This window comes from Dactylosporangium sp. CA-052675 (assembly GCF_050947935.1).
GTDB lineage: Bacteria > Actinomycetota > Actinomycetes > Mycobacteriales > Micromonosporaceae > Dactylosporangium.
Genome location: NZ_CP192010.1, coordinates 36,444 through 54,951, shown reverse-complemented (window position 1 = coordinate 54,951; position 18,508 = coordinate 36,444). Strand labels below are relative to the sequence as shown.

Genomic DNA, 18,508 nt, shown 5'->3' with positions numbered 1-18,508 from the left:
ACATTTCAAGATCGACCATCAACTTTGCGACACGGCACTCGGCCGAAGGTGGCGCGACCAATCGGACATTCAGCCGATACCACTGATCTTGCCCACCGTGCTGATGAATCGGCCGCCCGGCCGCGGTCTTGAGGCGTCTCTGCCTACGTGTGGGCGCCGGCCGCGCCCAGGGATCGAGCCAGAAGGATGTTCGAGCACCGGTGCTCATGACGGGCCCCGGCCACGCTGACGACGCACCCGGAGCCCGTCCGACCTCCCCAGGTCGAGCCCTCCCTGCTTTGTACAGGGTGCGGATCGACCTGTCGATAGACAGGCGGGGGCGCGCGCTCGCCCTACTTCAGCTGCCGGGACTCCTGGGAGTAGATGAGCTCCAGGATGCTGCGGGCCGCCTCGAACCAGCGGTCCAGCCACTCCTGCTGCGGCATGGTGCCCTTCGGCGGCAGCTCCATGAGCAGGCCGCGCAGCAGCGGGTGGTCGGCCATCGACCCGGTCGGCGTGTCCAGCCAGGAGTCGCGGCCGAACATCGGCTCGGTCAGCGGGGAGGCGGAGCTCAGCGAGCTGCTGCTCAGCGAGCCGCCGGTGAGCGGGCCGAGGTCCGCGACGAGCGACGACTCGGGAAGCTTGGGCGGCGTCATGTCCAGCGGCATCGTCGCCCGGTCCAGCGGCGAGCCGTTGCGCGGGGACAGGTCGTCGAGCGGCCCGTCGCCGAGGCCGTCCCGGCGACCACCCGGACGGTAGCTACCCAGTTGCCCGGAGAAACGGTCGTCGGTCTTCGACGATCCGTTGCCGAAGTTTTCGGGGCCAATGTTCACGGTAGGAAGCCTTATCTCACTCGGGGGGAAGTGTCGGAATCGGGCGATTCGCGGCACTCACACCTACAACGACGTTGCTGGTACAACGGCCACGCTCCGGGGCAAACACCGGGCGAAAAACCCCCGCCCGCACCGGCGCGTCGCGCTCGGGGCCCCGAAGACGTCCGGCCCGTCCCGCTGGCGAATCGCCGCGGAAACGGGCCGGCCGGATTGGCGCGGGGCGTGCTGTCACGCCAGGTCGAACTCGCCGTCCTTGGTGCCGCCGACGAAGGCCACCCACTCCTCCGGCGTGAACAGCAGAACCGGACCGGTCTTGTCCTTCGAGTCGCGGAGCGCCACGGCCCCGCCGACGAACGCGACCTCGACGCAGTTGTCCGAATACGGCCCGCTGCGGGTGCTTTTGCGCCACGCGGCACCGTCGAGGTCCACGCTGAAGCCCTTGGCTTCGATCTCCACTACAACTCCTTTGCCAGCTTCACGAACATCGACACTGACTCGTCAGGACGGAGTGCATTGGCGCGCAAGTAGTCAAAGATGAATCCGTAGCGCTGAAGCTCGTCGTCCTTCTCGAGAAAGAGGCCGCCGGCCGCGTTCGACGCGAACGCGAAGTTCTGCCCGGCAGACTCGTCGTACAGCAACATCGTGAACGCCCCGTCCATCCCGGCGTGCGCACCGGCGGAGAAGGGCAGGACCTGCAAAGTCACGTTCGGCCAGCCGGCCGCCAGAGCAAGATGCTCGAGCTGGCGACGCATGACCGCCCTTCCACCCACCGGGCGGCGCAGGACGGCCTCGTCCAGCACCACCCAGAGATCGATCGGGTCATCCTGAGTGAGTAACGACTGTCGGCTTATTCGGACACGCACGCGTTTCTCGACATCCGTGGCACCGATGTCGGGGCGGGCGGCGTGAATCATGGCCTGCGCGTATTCCTCGGTCTGCAAAAGCCCGGGGACGACGAGCGCCTCATAGGAGCGGATGTGGTCGGCGGCGGCCTCGAGGCCCACGTAGGCGCTCGTGAGCACGTCGCCGTACAGCTGCCACCAGCCCTTCTGCCGCGCCTCGCGCGCGATCTTCAGCAGTTGGTCGGCGTATTCCGGGTCGACCCCGTAGATGTCGAGCATGTCGCGCACGTCGCGGGGCGTGACGCCGGTCTGCCCGGTCTCGATCCGCGAGATCTTCGAGCCGGAGCACTCCAGCCGCTCGGCGACCTGGTCGATGGTGACGTGTGCGGCCTCGCGCAGCCGTCGCAGTTCCATGCCCAACTGCCTGCGCCGGAGGGTCGGGCTGCCTCGTCGACTTGCCACGTTTGTCGCACCTCCACGCCGCGGGATCCAGGTATAGATCAGCGCAACATCGTAGAGCCGCGCAAGGCGGCTCGGCACAACATTCTGTGACTCATACCTGCGGTGGAAAGTTCGACCTGCAAGTTGCATTGATCACCGTTGTGGGGCAACCTGTCCGTGTGGCTGGGGTAACGGATTGTTCACTTGGCCGACCAATCCCCCTCAGGTGGACGCAGCGACAAACGATCCAGCCGATCGGCGGTTACGGACAAGCCCCCGCGAAGGGCCCCGTGACCAGCCCCTTCCCCCACAGGCCGACGGAGAAGACGGGAGTCCCACCGTGTTACCGAGGACAGGTGACGTGCTGCGCGTGACGAAGACCGCGAGTGTGCAGTTCACGCAGCCCATGCTGTTCCGAGTGATCCGCGTGCACGACTGGCAGACCTACGACGGCTGGGCGTGGCTGGACGGGTATCAGCTCAACACCTCGGGCGACGCCGTGGAGCGCCGCTCGATCTTCGTGCTGCTCCAGGGCCTGCAGCCGGGCTTCGTCGCCCGCAACCAGCGCTCCGTCGCCCCGGCACGGTCCGGCGTTCCGGTCGCCGTCGGCTGACCGGCCCTCTTCCGTTCTCCGCGGCCCGCCCTCGCCACGCCCTCAGCGGCTGGCGGAGACGCTGGGCTGTGGATTCGCCGACGCCGGCGGGGCCACGGCGACCGAGAGGGTGACCGTCTCGCCCGCCAGCACCGTCGCACCCTCCCCGGGCCGGGAGGACAGCACCTCGCCCGGCGGCAGCGAGTCGTCCACCGTGCGCTCCACCCGCACGTTGAGCCCGAGCGCCTGCAGCTTGACCGTCGCCTCGGCCAGCGAGTTGCCCCGCAGCGGCGGAATCGTCACCGGGCCGGGCGGCGCGCTCGTGGGGGCCTCCGTGGACGGCGCGGCCGAAGGCGGCGGCGGGGCGCTGGACGGCGGCGGCGCGGACGAGGCCGCGGCGGGCGTGGAGCTCGAATCGACGACCCCGGGTGCGTTGCGGCCCTCGGCGGTCGCGCGGTAGATGAGGTACAGCCCGACGCTGAGCGCGGCGACCAGCACCAGCGCGACGATGCCGACGACGACCGGCATGAGCCAGGAGCGCCCCTGATACGGGTCCTCCTCCTCGGTCCACTCCGGCTGCGCGGACGGGCGCAGGGCCGGGTCGCCGGGCGCGGGCACGCCGGCGCGGGCCGACCACCGCTCGCGCTGCGCGTCGGCGTAGGTCTCCTCCACGACCCGGGCCGTCGGCCGCACCCGGCGGATCGGCCCGGCATCCGGGGGCCGGACCTGGGTGGCGTCCGGATCGGGGCGCTGGATCCGCGTCGCGTCGGCGTCTGCGTCGTCCTGGTCGCCCTCGAAGGGCCAGAACGGCTGCGTCGATGACTCGTCGTCGCGCTCGTTCGCCATACCTCCAGTTCACCATCATGTCCTCCCGCTGCGCCGCAACGCCGCGAGATGGCCACCCGCGCGCCTCGCCCGGAGGGGTGCTGACGCACCCCCGGCTTGGACTCGCCGAGGTGGACGGGTGGGCTTATGCTGCGCGGCATGGCGGCGAGAAGCTGGGCGACCTCAATATCCACGGCGATCGGCGTCGCGGCCGGCGCCGGTGCCGCGCAGCTCGGGCTCGGCTACGGACTCGGCATCATCTCCTGGCAGCCGACCGGCGACAGCGCCACCGTGTGGGTCAGCAGCATCGCCTGGGTGACCTGGCTCGCCGCGTCCTCGACGGTCATCGGCGCCATCTGTGCCGACCGGCTCGCCGGTGCCGGGGCGATGGTCCCGGCCGACCCCGTGAGCGTCGGCGGCAAGGCCCACACGATCGCCTGGCGCGTGGTCATCGCGCTCGCCGCGGCCGTCGGCTCGCTGATCATCGTGCCGCTCGTGGCCATCCCGTCGCGGGTGCCGCGGCCGGACAACGCCGCGCCCTACTTCACCGCGGGCGGCTACGCCGTCGCCGGCCTGATCGTCGGGCTGCTCATGGCCATCGGCGCGCTGTCCGTGCGGGCCGTTGCCGCGAACGTCATCGCCTCGTCGGCCTGGGTGTGGACGCTCGCCGTGGTCGCCGTCGCCGACGTCGTGCGCGCCGACGGGAACACCGCCACCGCCGCGCAGCTCGGCACCTGGCAGTTCACCGACGCCACCTGGATCAACGGCATGGTCAACCTGCCGAGCGCCCTGCTCATGATCGTGGCCGCGCTGCTCATCGGCGCCCTGGCCGCCTGGCCCGCCAGCCGCCGCGGCGACAACCGCGTGGGCGTGGCCTTCGCCGGCGGCGCCGGCCCGCTGCTGGTGGCCATCGCGTACTCCCTCTCCAAGCCCGTCCTGGGCGAGCACGACCCGCACCTGTCGGCGTTCTTCATCACGCCTTACGTGGTGCTGGCCGGCCTGGCCGGCTCGGTCATCGTCTCCTCCATCGGCCCGCGCGGCTCGCGGGCGCAGTCCCGGGCCGCCCGCCGGGCCGCCGCCGAGGACCGCGACGCCCGCTCGGCGGCCGAGTACAACGACTGGCACGCCGCACTGGCCGAGGTGGACGCGGCCGAGAACCGCCGCCGCGACTCCGATGAGGAGACGACTTCCAAGGAGCCCGTCGCGGTCGGGGCCGCCCCCGCGCTCGACTCGGCCACCGACCTCGAGTCGGACGCCTACGCCCCCTCGCGGGCCTACGGCAGCGGCAGCGTCGAACCCGCGGGCCGCACGTACTCCTCCGACGCCTCGAAGCGGGCCTACGCCGAGGAGACCGTCGGCGACCAGCCCGCGCTCGCCGCCTCGACCAGCTCGTCGACGACGTCCACCGGGCGCGCGTCCGTTGCGCCGCTCTGGCCGGAGGAGCCGGGCGCCGAGGAGTCGAGCGCCGAGGACGAGAAGAAGAAGCCCGCGCGAGGACGAGGCCGGGGTCGCGCCAAGCCGTCCGAGTAGCCGATCCGGGCCGCCCGTGCGGCGTGCTTGCATACTGCGGTGTTCGCCGCATGGGTCGTCAGGTTGCGCTGGGTCGTCGTGGGGCTCTGGCTGGCGGTCACGATCGCCGGGGCCGTGTTCGGCGGAGGGCTGTTCGACCGCCTGAGCAGCACCGGCACCAACCGGCCGGACAGCGAGTCGGCCGTCGGGCAGCGGCACATCGACGAGCTCGCGCCCACCGGCTCGCAGGTGTTCGCGGTGGTGGAGGGGGCGGACCCGTACGACCCCGGCCTGGTCGCGAGCATCGGATCGGCGGCGCGGGAGATCCGCGCGATGCCCGGGGTCAAGGAGGTCAACGACCTCTACACCGGCGTCGGCGGCCGCATCGGCGCGGACAACCGCAGCGTGAGCGTGCGGGTGGAGCTCACCCCGGGCCTGGCCGACGCGCCGCGCGAGGAGCTGGAGGACCGGGTGCGCGCCCGCCTCGGGCGCATCCAGGCGCCCAGCGTGCGGGTCGGCGGGGACAAGCTGGCCGAGCGCGCGTTCGCCGACCAGTCCGTGCACGACCTCGCGATCGGTGAGAGCGTCGCCTTCGCGGCCCTGCTCGTCGCGCTGTACCTCTTCTTCGGCGGCTTCCTCGCCGCCGCGCTGCCGCTGGCCGTCACGGTCGCGAGCGTCACCGGGTCGCTGCTCGTCCTGCTCGGGCTGAGCCACGCGACGAAGGTCAGCGAGTATTCCCTCAACGTCGTGACGCTGCTCGGCATTGGGCTGGCGGTCGACTATTCCCTGCTCATCGTGGCCCGGTATCGCGAGGAGCGGCTCAACCACGCCCCGGACGAGGCGCTGCGGGTCGCCGTGCGCCGGGCCGGCCGCGCGGTCGCGATCTCGGGCCTCGCGGTGACGCTGACCCTGGCCGGGCTGACCACGTTCGCGGAGCCGCTGCTGGCCGCGGTCGCCCTGGGCGGGGCGGCGGTCGTGGCGCTGGCGACGCTGTCGGCGCTGACCCTGGTCCCCGCGCTGATCTCGCTCACCGGCGACCGGATCGGGCCCGCCGCCACGGTCCGCTGGGGCGGCCTGCTGGCCCGCCTGGCCGCGCGGGCGCAGCGGGATCCGTCCCGGGTGGCCCTGCTCGCGACCGCCGGGCTGCTGGTGCTCGCCGCGCCCCTGCTCGGGGCCAACCTCGCCAACTCCGACGCCCGGGCGCTGCCGAGCTCGAACGAGGCGCGGCGGGCGTACGACGTTATGGAGTCGAAGTTCCTCAACGACGCTCCCCCGACGGTCTCGGTGCTGCTGCAGGCCGGGCCGGAGCGCGCGGACGTGCGGGACCTGATGAACCGGATCGCCGGGCAGCTGCCGGCCGAGGTCCTGCGCCAGGACGTGCGCGCCGACGTCCCGGCCGGCTGGACGATCCTCGACCTGACGCCCAAGGGCCGCGTCGGCGACCGGCAGAGCTACGACCTGGTGCGCAACGTCCGCGCGCTGCCCACGCCCTACGCGAAGTGGGTGACCGGCCCGGCGGCCGAGGTCGTGGACTACCGCGACTCCCTCGCCGGGCGCCTGCCCGTGGCCGCGCTCGTCGTCCTGCTCGTCACCGTGGTGCTGCTGTTCTGGCTGACCGGCTCGGTGGTCATCCCGCTCAAGGCCGTCCTGATGAATCTGCTGACCCTGGCCGCGACGCTCGGCGTGCTGATCGTGGTGTTCCAGTGGGGCTGGGGCCAGGTGCCGCTCTTCTTCGACTCGTGGGGCGGGCTGGACCTGACCACGCCGGTGCTGCTGTTCGTGTTCATCTTCGGACTGTCCATGGACTACGAGGTCTTCCTGCTCGCGCGGATCAAGGAGGAGTACGACCAGCGCCCCGACACCGACCGGGCGGTGCTGCGCGGGATCACCCGCTCGGGCCCGGTGGTCACCGCGGCGGCGATCTGCGTCGGGATCGTGTTCCTGGGCTTCGCCGCCGGCGGCCTGGTCGCCGTGAAGGAGATCGGCGTCGGCATGGCGGTGGCGATCCTGCTCGACGTGACCGTCGTGCGCGGTCTGCTGCTGCCGGCCCTCATGGGGATGCTCGACCGCTGGAACTGGTGGCCCCGCCGACACTGACCAAATATTGACAATGGTCGTGGTTCTGACGCGTGGCTACTGCGACGGGCCTCGGCTCAGTACCCTTCGACAACATGTCTCCAGTTGCGGATCATGATCCGCGCAATGCCGGGGCAGGCTTCGCCGCGACGCTGCGAGCCAGCCGCCTGGAGCGGGGACTCACCCAGGACGAGCTGGCCGCCCGGTCCGGGCTGGGCGTGCGCACCCTCCGCGAGCTCGAGCGCGGGCGGGTCGCCCGGCCGCAGCGCAACACCCTCGCCCTGCTGGCCGACGCGCTCGACCTGACCGGCTCGGCCCGCGAGGCGTTCCTGAACTCGGCCACGAACCGCAACGTCGGCCCGCGGCACGACAGCGTGGCCCGCCGCTCCCGGCACGTGGAGAAGCCGGTCCTCGCGCCGCTGCCGGTGCCGAGCCACGCGGCCCGCACCGCGCTGCCGCTGCCCACCATCCCGCCCCTGGTCGGGCGCGACGCGGACATCGCCGAGCTGCTGGACCTGCTCGGGTCCGGCTCGGCCGAGATCATCGCGCTGATCGGGATGGCCGGGGTCGGCAAGACCGGGCTCGCGCACGCGGTCGCGCACCGCGCGGTGGCGAACGGCTGGACCGCGGTCTCCGTGACCGTCACGAACATCTCCCAGCCCACCGACATCTTCTCCGCCGTCGCGGCCGTCTTCGGCGTGGCCCGGGCCGATGAGCTCATCGAGCGCTTCGGCGACCACCGGCCCGCCGAACGGGCGCCGGCCGCGCTGCTGGTGCTCGACGGGGTGGACCACTCGCCCCGGGCCGCGACCGAGGCCATCGCGTGGCTGCGGGCCCGGGTGCCGGCCCTGCGCGTGCTGGTCACCAGCCGCCGCCCGCTCGCCGGGGATCTGCCGGGCGTCGTGGACTGGCAGGTGCACCCGCTCGAGGTGCCCGTCGGGCGGCGGCTCGGCCCGGCGGAGCTGCGCCGGGTGCCGGCCGTGGCGCTGTTCGTGGAGCGGCTGCGGGCGGTGCGGCGCGAGCCGGTCCGGGACGACGAGCTGGCCACGATCGCGGAGCTGGTGCGCCGGTTCGACGGGCTGCCGCTCGCCATCGAGCTCGCGGCCGCGCGCGGGCGGGTGCTGGAGCTCGGGGAGCTGCTGGCGCGGTACGGCAACCGCGTCCTCGACCTCGCCGCCACCGACCCGGCCGGCCGCCGGCTGCGCGACGCCGTCGCCGACAGCTACGCGCTGCTGGCCGAGCACGAGCAGGCGGCCCTGCGCCGGCTGTCGACGTTTCGCGGGAAGTGGTCGGTCGAGCTGGCCGAGGCGCTGCTCGACGGGGTGGTCGACGACGTCGAGGCGGTGCTCGACCGGCTGGTCGGGCTGGGGCTGGTGAGCGTGCGCGGCCCGGGCGACCTGCGGTTCCGGCTCCTCGACGTGGTCTTCGACTTCGCCGCCGAGCGCTGCGCCTTCGCCAGGGAGCTGCGCGCCGCCCGCCTGCGGCACGCCGAGGTCGTCACGCGGACGGCGGTGCGGCTCTCGGCCGAGCTGACCGGGCCGGGCAGCGCCGCGGCGGTGCTGCGGCTGGACTACCTCAACGGCGACATTCGCACGGCGCTGCGGTACTCCTCCGTCCGCGACCCCGAGCTGGCGCTGCGGCTCGCCGGGGCCATCCCGCGCTGGTGCCGGCTGCGCGGGCGCGACGTCGAGGGCTTCCACCTGCTGCGCCGGCTCCTCGACGACCGGCGCACGGCGGGCTGCGATCCGGTGATCCGGGCCTGGGCGCAGGTCGGCGCGGCGATGCTCGCGACCGCGCACGGGCGCGGGGCCGGCGAGGTGCGCGCGACCGAGGCGGCCCTGGCCGTGCTCGCCGCGCGCGGCGACGTCACCGGCGAGCTCACGGCGCGGGCCGTCCTCGCCGGGATCTGGCAGGCGCTCGGCGGCAGCGACGAGGCCCGCGGGCACAACGAGGCCGCCCTCGGCCTGGCCATCCGCTCGGGCCGGGCGCGGGAGATCGCGGTCGTGCAGAACAACCTCGCCTGGCACGACGTGCTCGCCGGCGACCTGGGCACGGCCGGGCGGCGGCTCGAGGGCGCGGGGCGGCGCGCGCTGGAGGCGGGCGACACCCGGCTGCGGGCGCTCACGGAGGCCAATCTCGCCGAGGTCGCCCGGCTCGACGGCCGCTTCGAGGAGGCGATCGCGCTGGCCCAGCGGGCCGCGACCGCGATCGCCGAGGTCGGGGACCCCACGCACCGGGTGCGGGTGCTGGGCACCCTCGGCCAGGCGTTCGCCGAGAGCGGGCGGGTGGGCGAGGCGTCCGCGGTGCTGTCCGAGCTCGCCGCGGTGCCCGGCAGCACGGGCATGACGGCGCTGGTCAACGGCTATCTGGCGCTGGAGCGCGGGGCCCGGGCCGCGGCGGCGGTCGCGTTCGAGTCGGCCGCGAACCTCCTGGCCGGCCGCGACGACGCCAGGGACGTGCTCGAGGCGCTCGTCGGCCTGGCGGTCAGCGCCGAGCCGGCGGGGCGGGAGCGGGCGCTGTCGGACCTCGCGGGGGTGCGGGAGCGGACCCGCATCCGGCTCCTGCCGCGCGAGCATCGGCTGCTCGACATGCTTGAGGGCACGGACGAAGACCCCCTGGGTGCGTTGACACGCCGACCCACCTAACTTCGCCCGTGCTCGAAAAGGCTAGACGAGGCAGAAGCGGACCAAAACGGCAGGCCGGACGTTCGCTCCGGACCTGCCGGTAGTTCTGCCGGTGCTCGATTTGTCGACCAGCATCGACGGGCGTAATGGTTGAAGGGTGCCTCAGGCAGCGTTGCGCATCGCCGGAACGCCGGAGGTGGCGTCCGGGCGGACCGCGTCGCGGATGGTCCGCAGGCCGCCGAGCAGGGTCTCCAGCTCGGCCGGGCCCAGGCGCCCGGTGAACCACTGCTCGATCAGCGCGACGTGGCCGGGCAGGACCTCGCGCATCTTGGCCAGCCCGCGCTCGGTGATGACGGTGAACGAGCCGCGGCGGTCGGTGGGGCAGGCCCTGCGCATGGCCAGGCCGTCGCGCTCGAGGCGGTCGACCACGCGGGTCACGCCGCTCGTCGACAGGCCGGTCTGCGCCGCGAGGTCGGTCATGCGCAGCTCGCCGCCCGGGGAGCGGGCCAGGCGCACCAGCACCTCGAAGTCGACGTTGCCGAGGCCGTGCTCGGCGAGCTGGACGTTCAGCCGCGCGTTCACGCCGGTGAAGGCCTCCACGAACAGCCCCATGGCGGTGATTCGCGGGTCTTCCAGCATTTCGTCGGTCACAGTGCGAGTCTAACAGAGAGAGCTTGACGTACGAGAGTCTGCTGAGTGTATATTTGCGGCGACAATCTTCTTCGCAGCCGCACAACTGAGGGAGTCATCATGACGGCACCCACCAACACCCGTGACTACAACGGCCTCACCATCCCCACCGCCGGCAAGTTCGAGATCGACCCGGCGCACACGCGGGTCAGCTTCGTCGCCCGGCACATGATGGTCAGCAAGGTCCGCGGCGGCTTCACCAGCGCCAGCGGCAGCATCGTCGTGGCCGAGGACCCGCTGGAGTCGACGGTCGAGGTCAGCATCGACGCGGCCAGCATCGACACCGGCGTGGCGGACCGGGACGGCCACCTGCGCAGCCCCGACTTCCTGCACGTGGAGCAGTGGCCGACGCTCACCTTCAAGAGCACGCGCGTCGTGGGCCTGTCCGGCAACGAGTTCAAGCTCGTCGGCGACCTGACCATTCGCGACGTCACGCGCGAGGTCGAGCTCGACGTGGAGTTCGAGGGCCACGCGAAGAGCCCGTGGGGCCAGGAGGTCATCGGCTTCTCCGCGACGACCGAGATCGACCGCGAGGAGTTCGGCATCACCTGGAACCAGGCCCTCGAGACCGGCGGCGTGCTCGTCGGCAAGAAGGTCAAGATCGAGATCGGCGCCGAGGCCGTCCGGCAGGGCTGACGCCGGGCCGGCGATTGGTCGGCTTTGCCGGGTATAGCGGCAAGGCCGGAGTTTGACCATCGTGCAGAGGGTGGGCGAAATCTCCCACCCTCTGCAAGGTTCCGCTCACCCCCCGCTGCCATCACGTCCGTTTTGTCCCTAGCGGTACTTCTGGAACTCCTCCTAACGTGGGGGGTCCAAGAGGGGGCCAGGGGGCGAGGCATGGGCCAGGACGTCACACGGGGTGCTTTCTCGCGTGAGGACCGCGCTCGATACCGGCGCAAAGTACGTCGTTGCCTCGATGTCTTCGCGCTCATGCTCAACGACTTCCGCTTCGACTCCGACCGGCCCATGACGGGCCTGGAGATCGAGGTCAACCTGATGGACCCGGACGCGCAGCCCGCCATGCGCAACGCCGAGGTGCTGGCCGACCTGGCCGACCCCACGTTCCAGACCGAGCTGGGCCAGTTCAACCTCGAGATCAACGTCGCGCCGCGGCTCATCGAGGGCGACGGCCTGGAGGTGTACGAGCGCGAGCTCCTCGCCAGTCTCCTGCACGCCGACGAGCGGGCCCGCAAATCCGACGCGCGCCTGGTGCTGATCGGCATCCTGCCGACGCTGCGGCCCGAGCACCTGGTGCTCGCGAACATGTCGAACGACCCGCGGTACATGCTGCTGAACGACCAGATCATCAACGCACGCGGCGAGGACATCGCGCTCGACATCCGCGGACACGAGCGGCTGGAGGCGCAGTCGGACTCCATCGCCGGCGAGTCGGCGTGCACGAGCGTGCAGTTCCACCTCCAGGTCGCGCCGGAGGCGTTCGCGCAGGCGTGGAACGCGTCGCAGGCGATCGCGGGCATCCAGGTCGCCGTCGGGGCCAACTCGCCGTTCCTCTTCGGCCGGCGCCTGTGGGCCGAGACCCGCATCGCGCTGTTCGAGCAGGCCACCGACACGCGGCCGGAGGAGCTCAAGGCGCAGGGCGTGCGGCCGCGGGTCTGGTTCGGGGAGCGCTGGATCACCTCGATCTTCGACCTGTTCGAGGAGAACGTGCGGTACTTCCCGCCGCTGCTGCCCATCACCGATGACGAGGACCCGGTCGCGGTGATCGAGGCCGGCGGCGTGCCCCGCCTCGGCGAGCTGCGGCTGCACAACGGCACGATCTACCGCTGGAACCGGCCGGTGTACGACATCATGAACGGCCGCCCGCACCTGCGCGTCGAGAACCGGTGCCTGCCGGCCGGCCCGACCGTCGTCGACCAGCTCGCCAATGCCGCGTTCTACTTCGGGCTGGTGCGGGAGCTGTGCGAGCAGGACCGGCCAATCTGGACGCGGATGTCGTTCTCGGCGGCCGAGGAGAACTTCCACGTCGCCGCGCGCGAGGGGCTGGACGCGCGGGTCTGGTGGCCCGACCTCGGCGAGGTGCCGGTCGGCGACCTCGTGCTGCGCGAGCTGCTGCCGCTCGCCGAGGCCGGCCTGGACCGCTTCGGCGTGACACCCGCGACCCGGGACCGGCTCCTCGGGGTGATCGAGGGCCGGTGCCGCACCGGGGTCAACGGCGCCGCCTGGCAGACGCGCGTCGTGGCCGACCTCGAGGAGCGCGGCCTGTCACGGCCCGACGCGCTGCGGCAGATGCTGCAGCGGTACGCCGAGGGCCTGCACGAGAACGTTCCCGTACACACCTGGCCGATCTAGAGGCCCATCGAGCGCGAGATGATCATGCGCTGGACCTCGGACGTGCCCTCGCCGATCTCCAGGATCTTCGCGTCGCGGTACATGCGCCCGACCGGCGTCTCGTTCATGAAGCCGTATCCGCCGTGCACCTGCGTCGCCTCGCGCGCGTTGACCATGGCGGCATCACTGGACGCCAGCTTGGCGATCGCCGCCTGGCGCTTGAAGTCGCGCCCGTTGACCAGGCGGCTCGCCGCGTCGTAGTAGGCCAGCCGCGCGGTGTGCGCCCGGCTCTCCATATCCGCGATCTTGAACTGGATCGCCTGGTACTCCCCGATCGCCTTGCCGAACGCGCGCCGCTGCCGCGCGTAGGCGACGGACTCGTCCACGCAGCCCTGCGCGAGGCCGACGCCGAGCGCGGCGAACGCGACCCGGCCCTCGTCCAGGATGCGCAGGAACTGGGCGTAGCCGCGGCCCCGCTCGCCGAGCAGGTTCTCGGCGGGCACGCGCACGTCGTCGAAGCTCAGCTCGTGGGTGTCCGAGGCGCACCAGCCGACCTTGGAGTAGGCGGGCTGGACGGTAAATCCGGGCGTCCCGCTCGGCACGATGATGGCCGAGAGCTCCTTGCTGCCGTCGGGGTTGACGCCGGTGACCGCGGTGACCGTGACCAGCGCGGTGATGTCGGTGCCGGAGTTGGTGATGAAGGCCTTGGAGCCGTTGATCACCCACTCGCCGGTCTCCTCGTCGAGCACCGCGCGGGTCTGGGTGCCGGAGGCGTCGCTGCCGGCCCCGGGCTCGGTCAGGCCGAACGCGGCGAGGGCCTCGCCCGAGGTGAGCCTGGGCAGCCAGCGCTCCTTCTGGGCCGCCGTGCCGTACCGATAAATGGGCATGGCGCCGAGCGAGATCCCGGCCTCCAGGGTCACCGCGATCGAGGAGTCGACGCGAGCCAGCTCCTCCAGGGCGATGCACAGGGCGAAGTAGTCGCCGCCCATGCCGCCGTACTCCTCGGGGAACGGCAGCCCGAACAGCCCCATCTTGCCCATCTGGCGGACCAGGTCGTAGGGGAAGGCGTGCCGCTCGTAGTAGTCGCCGATGACCGGCGCGACGACGTCGTGGGCGAACTCGCGGACGCTCTCGCGCAGCGCCTCGAGCTCCTCGCCGAGCATGAAGTCGACCATGACGAATGCCCTTCTAAACCGGAGTCACGCCGTGACGGCGACGGGAGAACGCGCGGTCCTTGGCCCGGGCCGCGGTGAAGCGGCGCACCAGCTCGCCGCGCAGAGCCGCCGGCTCGACGATGGTGTCGACGACGAGCTCACTGGCCAGCCGCATGATGTCGATGTCGCGCTCGTAGTCGGCGCGCATCCGCGCCACGAACGCGGCCCGCTCGCCCTCGTCCGCGATCGCGGCGATCTTGTTCGCGTAGACCGCGTTGACCGCCGCCTCCGCGCCCATCACGGCGATCTTGGCGGTCGGCAGCGCGATCGTGGCGTCGGGCTCGAAGCCCGGTCCGGCCATCGCATAGAGCCCGGCACCGTAGGCCTTGCGCATGACCACGCAGATCTTGGGTACCGTCGCCTCGGAGATGGCCGTGATCATCTTGGCCCCGTGGCGGATGATGCCCTGCTTCTCCACCGCCGAACCGACCATGAAGCCGGGGACGTCGGCCAGGAACAGCAGCGGCACGTTGAAGGCGTCGCAGAGCTGGACGAACCGCGTCGCCTTGTCGGCGGAGTCGACGAAGAGCACGCCGCCCTTGAACATCGAGTTGTTGGCGACCACCCCGACCACCCGCCCGTCGAGGCGGCCGAAGCCGACGGTGAGCTCGCGCGCCCACAGCGCGTGGATCTCGAAGAAGGAGCCCTCGTCGAGCAGTCCCTTGACGACCTTGCGCATGTCGAAGGCCTGGCGCTCGCTCGCCGGGATCTCGGGCAGGCCGGTTTCGGCGCGGGCCTCGGCGACCGGCGGCTCGGCGGTCCAGTTCGACGGGAGGTAGGACAGATACCGCCGGACGGTCTCGATCGCGTCGTGCTCGGTCTTGCACAGGAAGTGCCCGACGCCGCTCTCGGCGCAGTGCACCCGGGCGCCGCCCATGGCCTCGAGGGTGGTCTTCTCGCCGGTGACCATCTCGACCATGCGGTCGGACCCGAGATACATCGAGGCGTTGCCCTCAACCATGGCCACGACGTCGCAGAAGGCCGGGATGTAGGCGCCGCCGGCCGCGGAGGGGCCGAAGAGCGCGCAGGCCTGCGGGATGCTGCCGCTGGCCCGGACCTGGGTGTGGAAGATCTTGCCGGCGCCGCGCCGGCCGGGGAAGAGCTCGACCTGGTCGGTGATTCGCGCGCCGGCGGAGTCCACGAGGTACACCATCGGGACACCGGTGTCGTAGGCCCGCTCGATGATGCGAATGATCTTCTCGACGGTGCGGGCGCCCCAGGATCCGGCCTTGACGGTCGAGTCGTTGGCCATGAGGCAGATCGGCCGCTCGTCGACGGTCGCCGCTCCGGTGATCACGCCGTCGGCCGGGAGGCCGTCGGCCAGGGCGTTGGCGTAGAGCCCGTCCTCGACGAAGGATCCCTCGTCGACGAGCAGGGCGACGCGTTCGCGGGCGAAAAGCTTGCCCCGGGCGGCGTTGGCCGCGTGGTATTTCTCCGCGCCGCCGGCCTCGACCCGCTTGCGCGTCTGGTTGAGGGCATCACCCTCCATGGTGCGACCTCCGCGTCGGCTGCCTGAACGATCGTTCATGTCTAACGATCGTTCAGGTTAGCCGACGCGGAGGTGAAGTTCCAAGCGTGGACTTCTTCGCTGTTACGACGGACCACTTCCGGACACGGGTCGGCGTGCGCCATGGGGTCCGGGTACCCCCTGCGGATCAGGGGGTACCACTATCGCGTCAGCAGGAGTAGGCCAGCGCCCCGCCCGAGCTCTGCGCCTGCGAGAAGCCCAGGATCGAGACCGCGTTGCCGCTGATGTTGACCGGCAGCTGGATGGTGGTGTTGGCCTGGTTGCCGTTGAGCAGGCCCGCGTTGAACCCGGTGGTCCAGTCGCCGCAGCCGCCCTTCACCGCGGTCGCCCCGCCGTTGCCCATGCCGTTGCCCCGGCCGTCGTGGTGACGGTGGTGACGACGGCCGCCGTTGTCCCAGCCGCCGTTGTCGTCGCCGTTGCCGTTGCCCTGGCCGTTGCCGTTGCCGTTGCCGTACCCGTTGTCGTCGCCGTTCGCGGCGGCGTTGCCGTAGCCCGGGTTGCTGGCGGCGGACAGGCCCGCGCCGGTGCCGTTGTGGTGCTTCTTGGCGTGCTCGCCCAGGTCGATCGACTTGTGCGTCTTCTTGCTCGCCTTGTGCACCTTCGACGCGTTGTTGGCGGCCGCACCGGTGTCGCTGGCGTCGCCGGCCGCGTTGCTGTAGGCGCCGTTGCTCTGGCCGTTGTCGTCGCCGTAGCCACCGTTGGCGTCGCCGTTGCCGTCGTCGCCGTAGCCACCGTTGCCGTTGCCGTTGCCGTGCCCGTTGCCGTTGCCGTGCCCGTGCCCGTTGCCGTGGCCGTGGTGGCCCCAGCCGCCGTTGCCCTGGCCCGCGCCGTCGCCCATGCCGCCGTCACCCTTGTAGGCGACCGCGCCGCCGCCGCAGCTGGCGCTCGAGAAGCCGAGGATGGCGATCGAGTTGCCGCAGAGGTTGATCGGCAGCTGGAGCGTGGTGTCCAGCTGGTTGCCGTTGAGCAGGCCGGCGTTGTAGCCGGTGGTGTGGCTCGCCTCGGTGGTCGCGCTCTCGGTCTGGGCGCTCTCGCCCTTGACCGCCCAGGCGCCGCCCTGGCTGGACGCGCCCGCGAAGCCCAGCAGCGCGATCGCGTTGCCGGAGATGTTGACCGGAGCCTGCAGCGTGGTGTCGAACTGGTTGCCGTTGAGCAGGCCCGCGTTGTAGCCCGAGGTCCAGTCCTCGGTCCGGTTCGCGGCGCTCTCGGTGTAGTCGCCGTTGGCGGCGGCGTTGTAGTCGCCACCGTTGCCGTTGCCGTTGCCGTTGCCGTTGCCGTTGCCGCCACCGTGGTGACGGTGGTGACGACGGCCGCCGTTGTCCCAGCCGCCGTTGTCGGAGCCGTTGACGTCGCCCTTGACGGCGGTCGCGCCGCCGGCCGAGGAGGCGCTGGAGAAGCCGAGCAGCGAGACGGCGTTGCCGCTCACGTTGACCGGCACCTGCAGCGTGGTGTCGAGCTGGTTGCCGTTGGCCACACCGGCGTTGTAGCCGGAGGTCCAGTCCTCGGTGGTGGCGCTCTCGGTGGCGCTGGCGCTCTCGGTCTTGACCGCGGCGGCGCCGCCACCGCAGTTCGCGTCGGCGAAGCCGAGCACGGCGATCGAGTTGCCGCAGACGTTGACCGGCACCTGCAGCGTGGTGTCGAACTGATTGCCGTTCAGCAGGCCGGCGTTGTAGCCCGTCGTCCAGTCGGCGTGCGCGGCCCCGCCCGAGACGAGCAGGAAGCCCGCGGAAAGCACACCCACGTTGAGCGACTTACGAACCCACGTCTTCATGGGGAATTGAGACCCTTCGGTAGTTATTGATCCTCGGTACTGCAAGGAAGTGGGCGCGGTACGGAGACCATGAACCCGCGTGCGGGCAGGCTCTGTCCGGCTCCGCCCTGTCGACGTGCGCCCTGGTTGTTTCGTGTTGCGTGTTTCAGATGCCGCGATGTGCTCAATGCGGGTCCGCTCAGACCTAGGCAACGTTCCGTCGGCCCGCAGCGCGTCGCGGCGGCGGCCGGAACGGCCTCAGTCGGGTGAGACTGTCGGCTTCTCGGCTGCTAGCAGCCGCAGTTCGACGTCCTCGACCGCGTCCGGCCGGAAGGTCAGCACCTTCGTGCCGACCGGCGCGGCGGGCAGCACGGCGGCGGAGCCACTCTCGTGGTTGAGGCCCGAGCCGGAGCTCGGCAACCCCGAGGCGAGGCCGGCCGCCGGCGGCGCCGGAATGGGCGCCGGGCGGGGCAGCAGCGGCACGTGGTTCGTGCCCTGCGCAGCGTTGCGGTCCACGACCGGCATGGCGTGCGCGCCGCTCAGCGCCTCGGCGGCCCGCAGGACGCGGAGGCGGTCGGCGGCACGTGCGGCGACGACCGGGTCGACGCCGGCACGGGAGGTGCCGGTCGCCGCGGCGGCTATGTCGCTCGCGGACCCGACCCGGACCGGCACGGCCTGGACGGCCGGCTCCTGCGTCCGCTTCTGGTGGGTCCTGGTGATGCCGGCCTTTGCCGGCCTCTTGGTGCTCGCGTGCTTGACACTCGACACGTCAGCCGTCGTCGAGCGGGCCGCGCGGTCCACGGTTTGGACCGGCGCCTTCGTGAGTGTCACCGTCCGGTGCACGGTCCCGGTCACGGCCCCGGTGACCGTACCGGTCACGGGTGCGGCGGCCTGCGCCACCGGGCTCAGCACCGTGAGCACGGTGCTGGTCAGCAGGTCACCTTGCTGGTGGTCCAGGCCCGGCTGCGGCCGGGCCGGCCGGTGCTGGAGAACCTGGTGCTGGTCGCCGCTCATGCCGGTGTGCCGCGCGCCGCCGTCGCCGATGAGCAGGCTGGTCACCGGCGCGAGCAGCGTGGGCTGGTCGGAGTCGATCGAGCCGCTGGAGGCGTGCGCCGCGGAGGCCGACAGCAGCCAGGCGACACCGGCGAACCCGGCGACCGCCAGACCGCGAACGGCGTACTTCGCGACGCGGGAAACGGCCGGCAGCGAAGCCGTGCGCGGGTTGCGCTCGCTCCTCGACTGGGCCATGTCCGCCTCTCAGTACGGGCTCAATGTCGGGCATACGCCCCACATGTGACTCTTTCCGTACTGAGCAA

15 protein-coding genes are annotated in these 18,508 nt (G+C 71.8%); 6 read left to right on the top strand and 9 right to left on the bottom strand.

Annotated elements, in window-relative coordinates; translation table 11 throughout:
• Positions 1–332: 332 nt before the first annotated feature.
• The 3 genes from ACQP1P_RS00250 to ACQP1P_RS00240 all read right to left on the bottom strand — a co-directional run bounded on the left by ACQP1P_RS00250 (position 333) and on the right by ACQP1P_RS00240 (position 2,068).
• On the bottom strand, positions 333–812 hold the full coding sequence (locus tag ACQP1P_RS00250; RefSeq protein ID WP_433081963.1) for a hypothetical protein: 480 nt from the start codon (positions 810–812) through the stop codon (positions 333–335).
• Positions 813–1,040: 228 nt separating this feature from the next.
• Positions 1,041–1,268: a DUF397 domain-containing protein gene (locus ACQP1P_RS00245; protein WP_433081961.1), complete on the bottom strand. Its 228-nt coding sequence runs from the start codon at positions 1,266–1,268 to the stop codon at positions 1,041–1,043.
• The gene (locus tag ACQP1P_RS00240; protein WP_433081959.1) at positions 1,268–2,068 is read right to left on the bottom strand and encodes a helix-turn-helix domain-containing protein; all 801 of its coding nucleotides are present in this window, start codon (positions 2,066–2,068) and stop codon (positions 1,268–1,270) included. The genes ACQP1P_RS00245 and ACQP1P_RS00240 overlap by 1 nt, the downstream gene beginning before the upstream one ends.
• Positions 2,069–2,435: 367 nt before the next feature.
• Between ACQP1P_RS00240 and ACQP1P_RS00235 the strand changes: the two genes are divergently transcribed.
• Positions 2,436–2,708, top strand: coding sequence for a hypothetical protein (locus tag ACQP1P_RS00235; RefSeq protein ID WP_433081957.1), 273 nt, complete (start codon positions 2,436–2,438; stop codon positions 2,706–2,708).
• Positions 2,709–2,750: 42 nt separating this feature from the next.
• Here the strand turns inward: ACQP1P_RS00235 and ACQP1P_RS00230 are convergent, their stop codons facing one another.
• Complete coding sequence (locus tag ACQP1P_RS00230) at positions 2,751–3,533, bottom strand: PASTA domain-containing protein (RefSeq protein WP_433081955.1); 783 nt, start codon at positions 3,531–3,533, stop codon at positions 2,751–2,753.
• 138 nt (positions 3,534–3,671) lie between these two features.
• Here ACQP1P_RS00230 and ACQP1P_RS00225 point away from each other — a divergent pair, with 138 nt between their 5' ends.
• From ACQP1P_RS00225 to ACQP1P_RS00215, 3 genes are all read left to right on the top strand, one after another.
• A complete protein-coding gene (locus tag ACQP1P_RS00225) occupies positions 3,672–5,042 on the top strand; it encodes a hypothetical protein (RefSeq protein WP_433081953.1) in 1,371 nt (456 codons plus the stop codon).
• A 39-nt stretch (positions 5,043–5,081) separates the two neighbouring features.
• On the top strand, positions 5,082–7,118 hold the full coding sequence (locus ACQP1P_RS00220; RefSeq protein ID WP_433081951.1) for an MMPL family transporter: 2,037 nt from the start codon (positions 5,082–5,084) through the stop codon (positions 7,116–7,118).
• 74 nt (positions 7,119–7,192) lie between these two features.
• Entirely contained in the window at positions 7,193–9,742 is a 2,550-nt protein-coding gene (locus tag ACQP1P_RS00215) for an ATP-binding protein (RefSeq protein ID WP_433081949.1), read from the top strand.
• Between the two features lie 141 nt (positions 9,743–9,883).
• Here the strand turns inward: ACQP1P_RS00215 and ACQP1P_RS00210 are convergent, their stop codons facing one another.
• Positions 9,884–10,372 (bottom strand): MarR family winged helix-turn-helix transcriptional regulator, encoded by a 489-nt coding sequence (locus ACQP1P_RS00210; protein ID WP_433081947.1) that lies wholly within the window; start codon positions 10,370–10,372, stop codon positions 9,884–9,886.
• 99 nt (positions 10,373–10,471) lie between these two features.
• Between ACQP1P_RS00210 and ACQP1P_RS00205 the strand changes: the two genes are divergently transcribed.
• Positions 10,472–11,047 carry a YceI family protein gene (locus tag ACQP1P_RS00205; RefSeq protein WP_350622656.1) on the top strand — a complete coding sequence of 192 codons (576 nt, stop codon included), beginning with the start codon at positions 10,472–10,474 and terminating at the stop codon, positions 11,045–11,047.
• 201 nt (positions 11,048–11,248) lie between these two features.
• Complete coding sequence (locus ACQP1P_RS00200) at positions 11,249–12,721, top strand: glutamate--cysteine ligase (RefSeq protein WP_433081945.1); 1,473 nt, start codon at positions 11,249–11,251, stop codon at positions 12,719–12,721.
• Here the strand turns inward: ACQP1P_RS00200 and ACQP1P_RS00195 are convergent.
• From ACQP1P_RS00195 to ACQP1P_RS00180, 4 genes are all read right to left on the bottom strand, one after another.
• Positions 12,718–13,875: an acyl-CoA dehydrogenase family protein gene (locus ACQP1P_RS00195; RefSeq protein ID WP_433081943.1), complete on the bottom strand. Its 1,158-nt coding sequence runs from the start codon at positions 13,873–13,875 to the stop codon at positions 12,718–12,720. The two genes, ACQP1P_RS00200 and ACQP1P_RS00195, sit on opposite strands and share 4 nt — an antisense overlap.
• Before the next feature lie 13 nt (positions 13,876–13,888).
• Positions 13,889–15,403, bottom strand: coding sequence for an acyl-CoA carboxylase subunit beta (locus ACQP1P_RS00190; RefSeq protein WP_433081941.1), 1,515 nt, complete (start codon positions 15,401–15,403; stop codon positions 13,889–13,891).
• A 187-nt stretch (positions 15,404–15,590) separates the two neighbouring features.
• Positions 15,591–17,213: a chaplin family protein gene (locus ACQP1P_RS00185; RefSeq protein WP_433081939.1), complete on the bottom strand. Its 1,623-nt coding sequence runs from the start codon at positions 17,211–17,213 to the stop codon at positions 15,591–15,593.
• Between the two features lie 237 nt (positions 17,214–17,450).
• Positions 17,451–18,440, bottom strand: a complete 990-nt coding sequence (locus ACQP1P_RS00180; protein WP_433081937.1) for a hypothetical protein — start codon at positions 18,438–18,440, stop codon at positions 17,451–17,453.
• Positions 18,441–18,508 lie beyond the last annotated feature (68 nt).

Coding starts and splice junctions, on each gene's coding strand:
- ACQP1P_RS00240 (WP_433081959.1), bottom strand. CDS start 2,068: ATGGAACTGCGACGGCTGCGCGAGGCCGCACACGTCACCATCGACCAG.
- ACQP1P_RS00230 (WP_433081955.1), bottom strand. CDS start 3,533: ATGGCGAACGAGCGCGACGACGAGTCATCGACGCAGCCGTTCTGGCCC.
- ACQP1P_RS00225 (WP_433081953.1), top strand. CDS start 3,672: ATGGCGGCGAGAAGCTGGGCGACCTCAATATCCACGGCGATCGGCGTC.
- ACQP1P_RS00215 (WP_433081949.1), top strand. CDS start 7,193: ATGTCTCCAGTTGCGGATCATGATCCGCGCAATGCCGGGGCAGGCTTC.
- ACQP1P_RS00205 (WP_350622656.1), top strand. CDS start 10,472: ATGACGGCACCCACCAACACCCGTGACTACAACGGCCTCACCATCCCC.
- ACQP1P_RS00200 (WP_433081945.1), top strand. CDS start 11,249: ATGGGCCAGGACGTCACACGGGGTGCTTTCTCGCGTGAGGACCGCGCT.
- ACQP1P_RS00195 (WP_433081943.1), bottom strand. CDS start 13,875: ATGGTCGACTTCATGCTCGGCGAGGAGCTCGAGGCGCTGCGCGAGAGC.
- ACQP1P_RS00190 (WP_433081941.1), bottom strand. CDS start 15,403: ATGGAGGGTGATGCCCTCAACCAGACGCGCAAGCGGGTCGAGGCCGGC.
- ACQP1P_RS00185 (WP_433081939.1), bottom strand. CDS start 17,213: ATGAAGACGTGGGTTCGTAAGTCGCTCAACGTGGGTGTGCTTTCCGCG.
- ACQP1P_RS00180 (WP_433081937.1), bottom strand. CDS start 18,440: ATGGCCCAGTCGAGGAGCGAGCGCAACCCGCGCACGGCTTCGCTGCCG.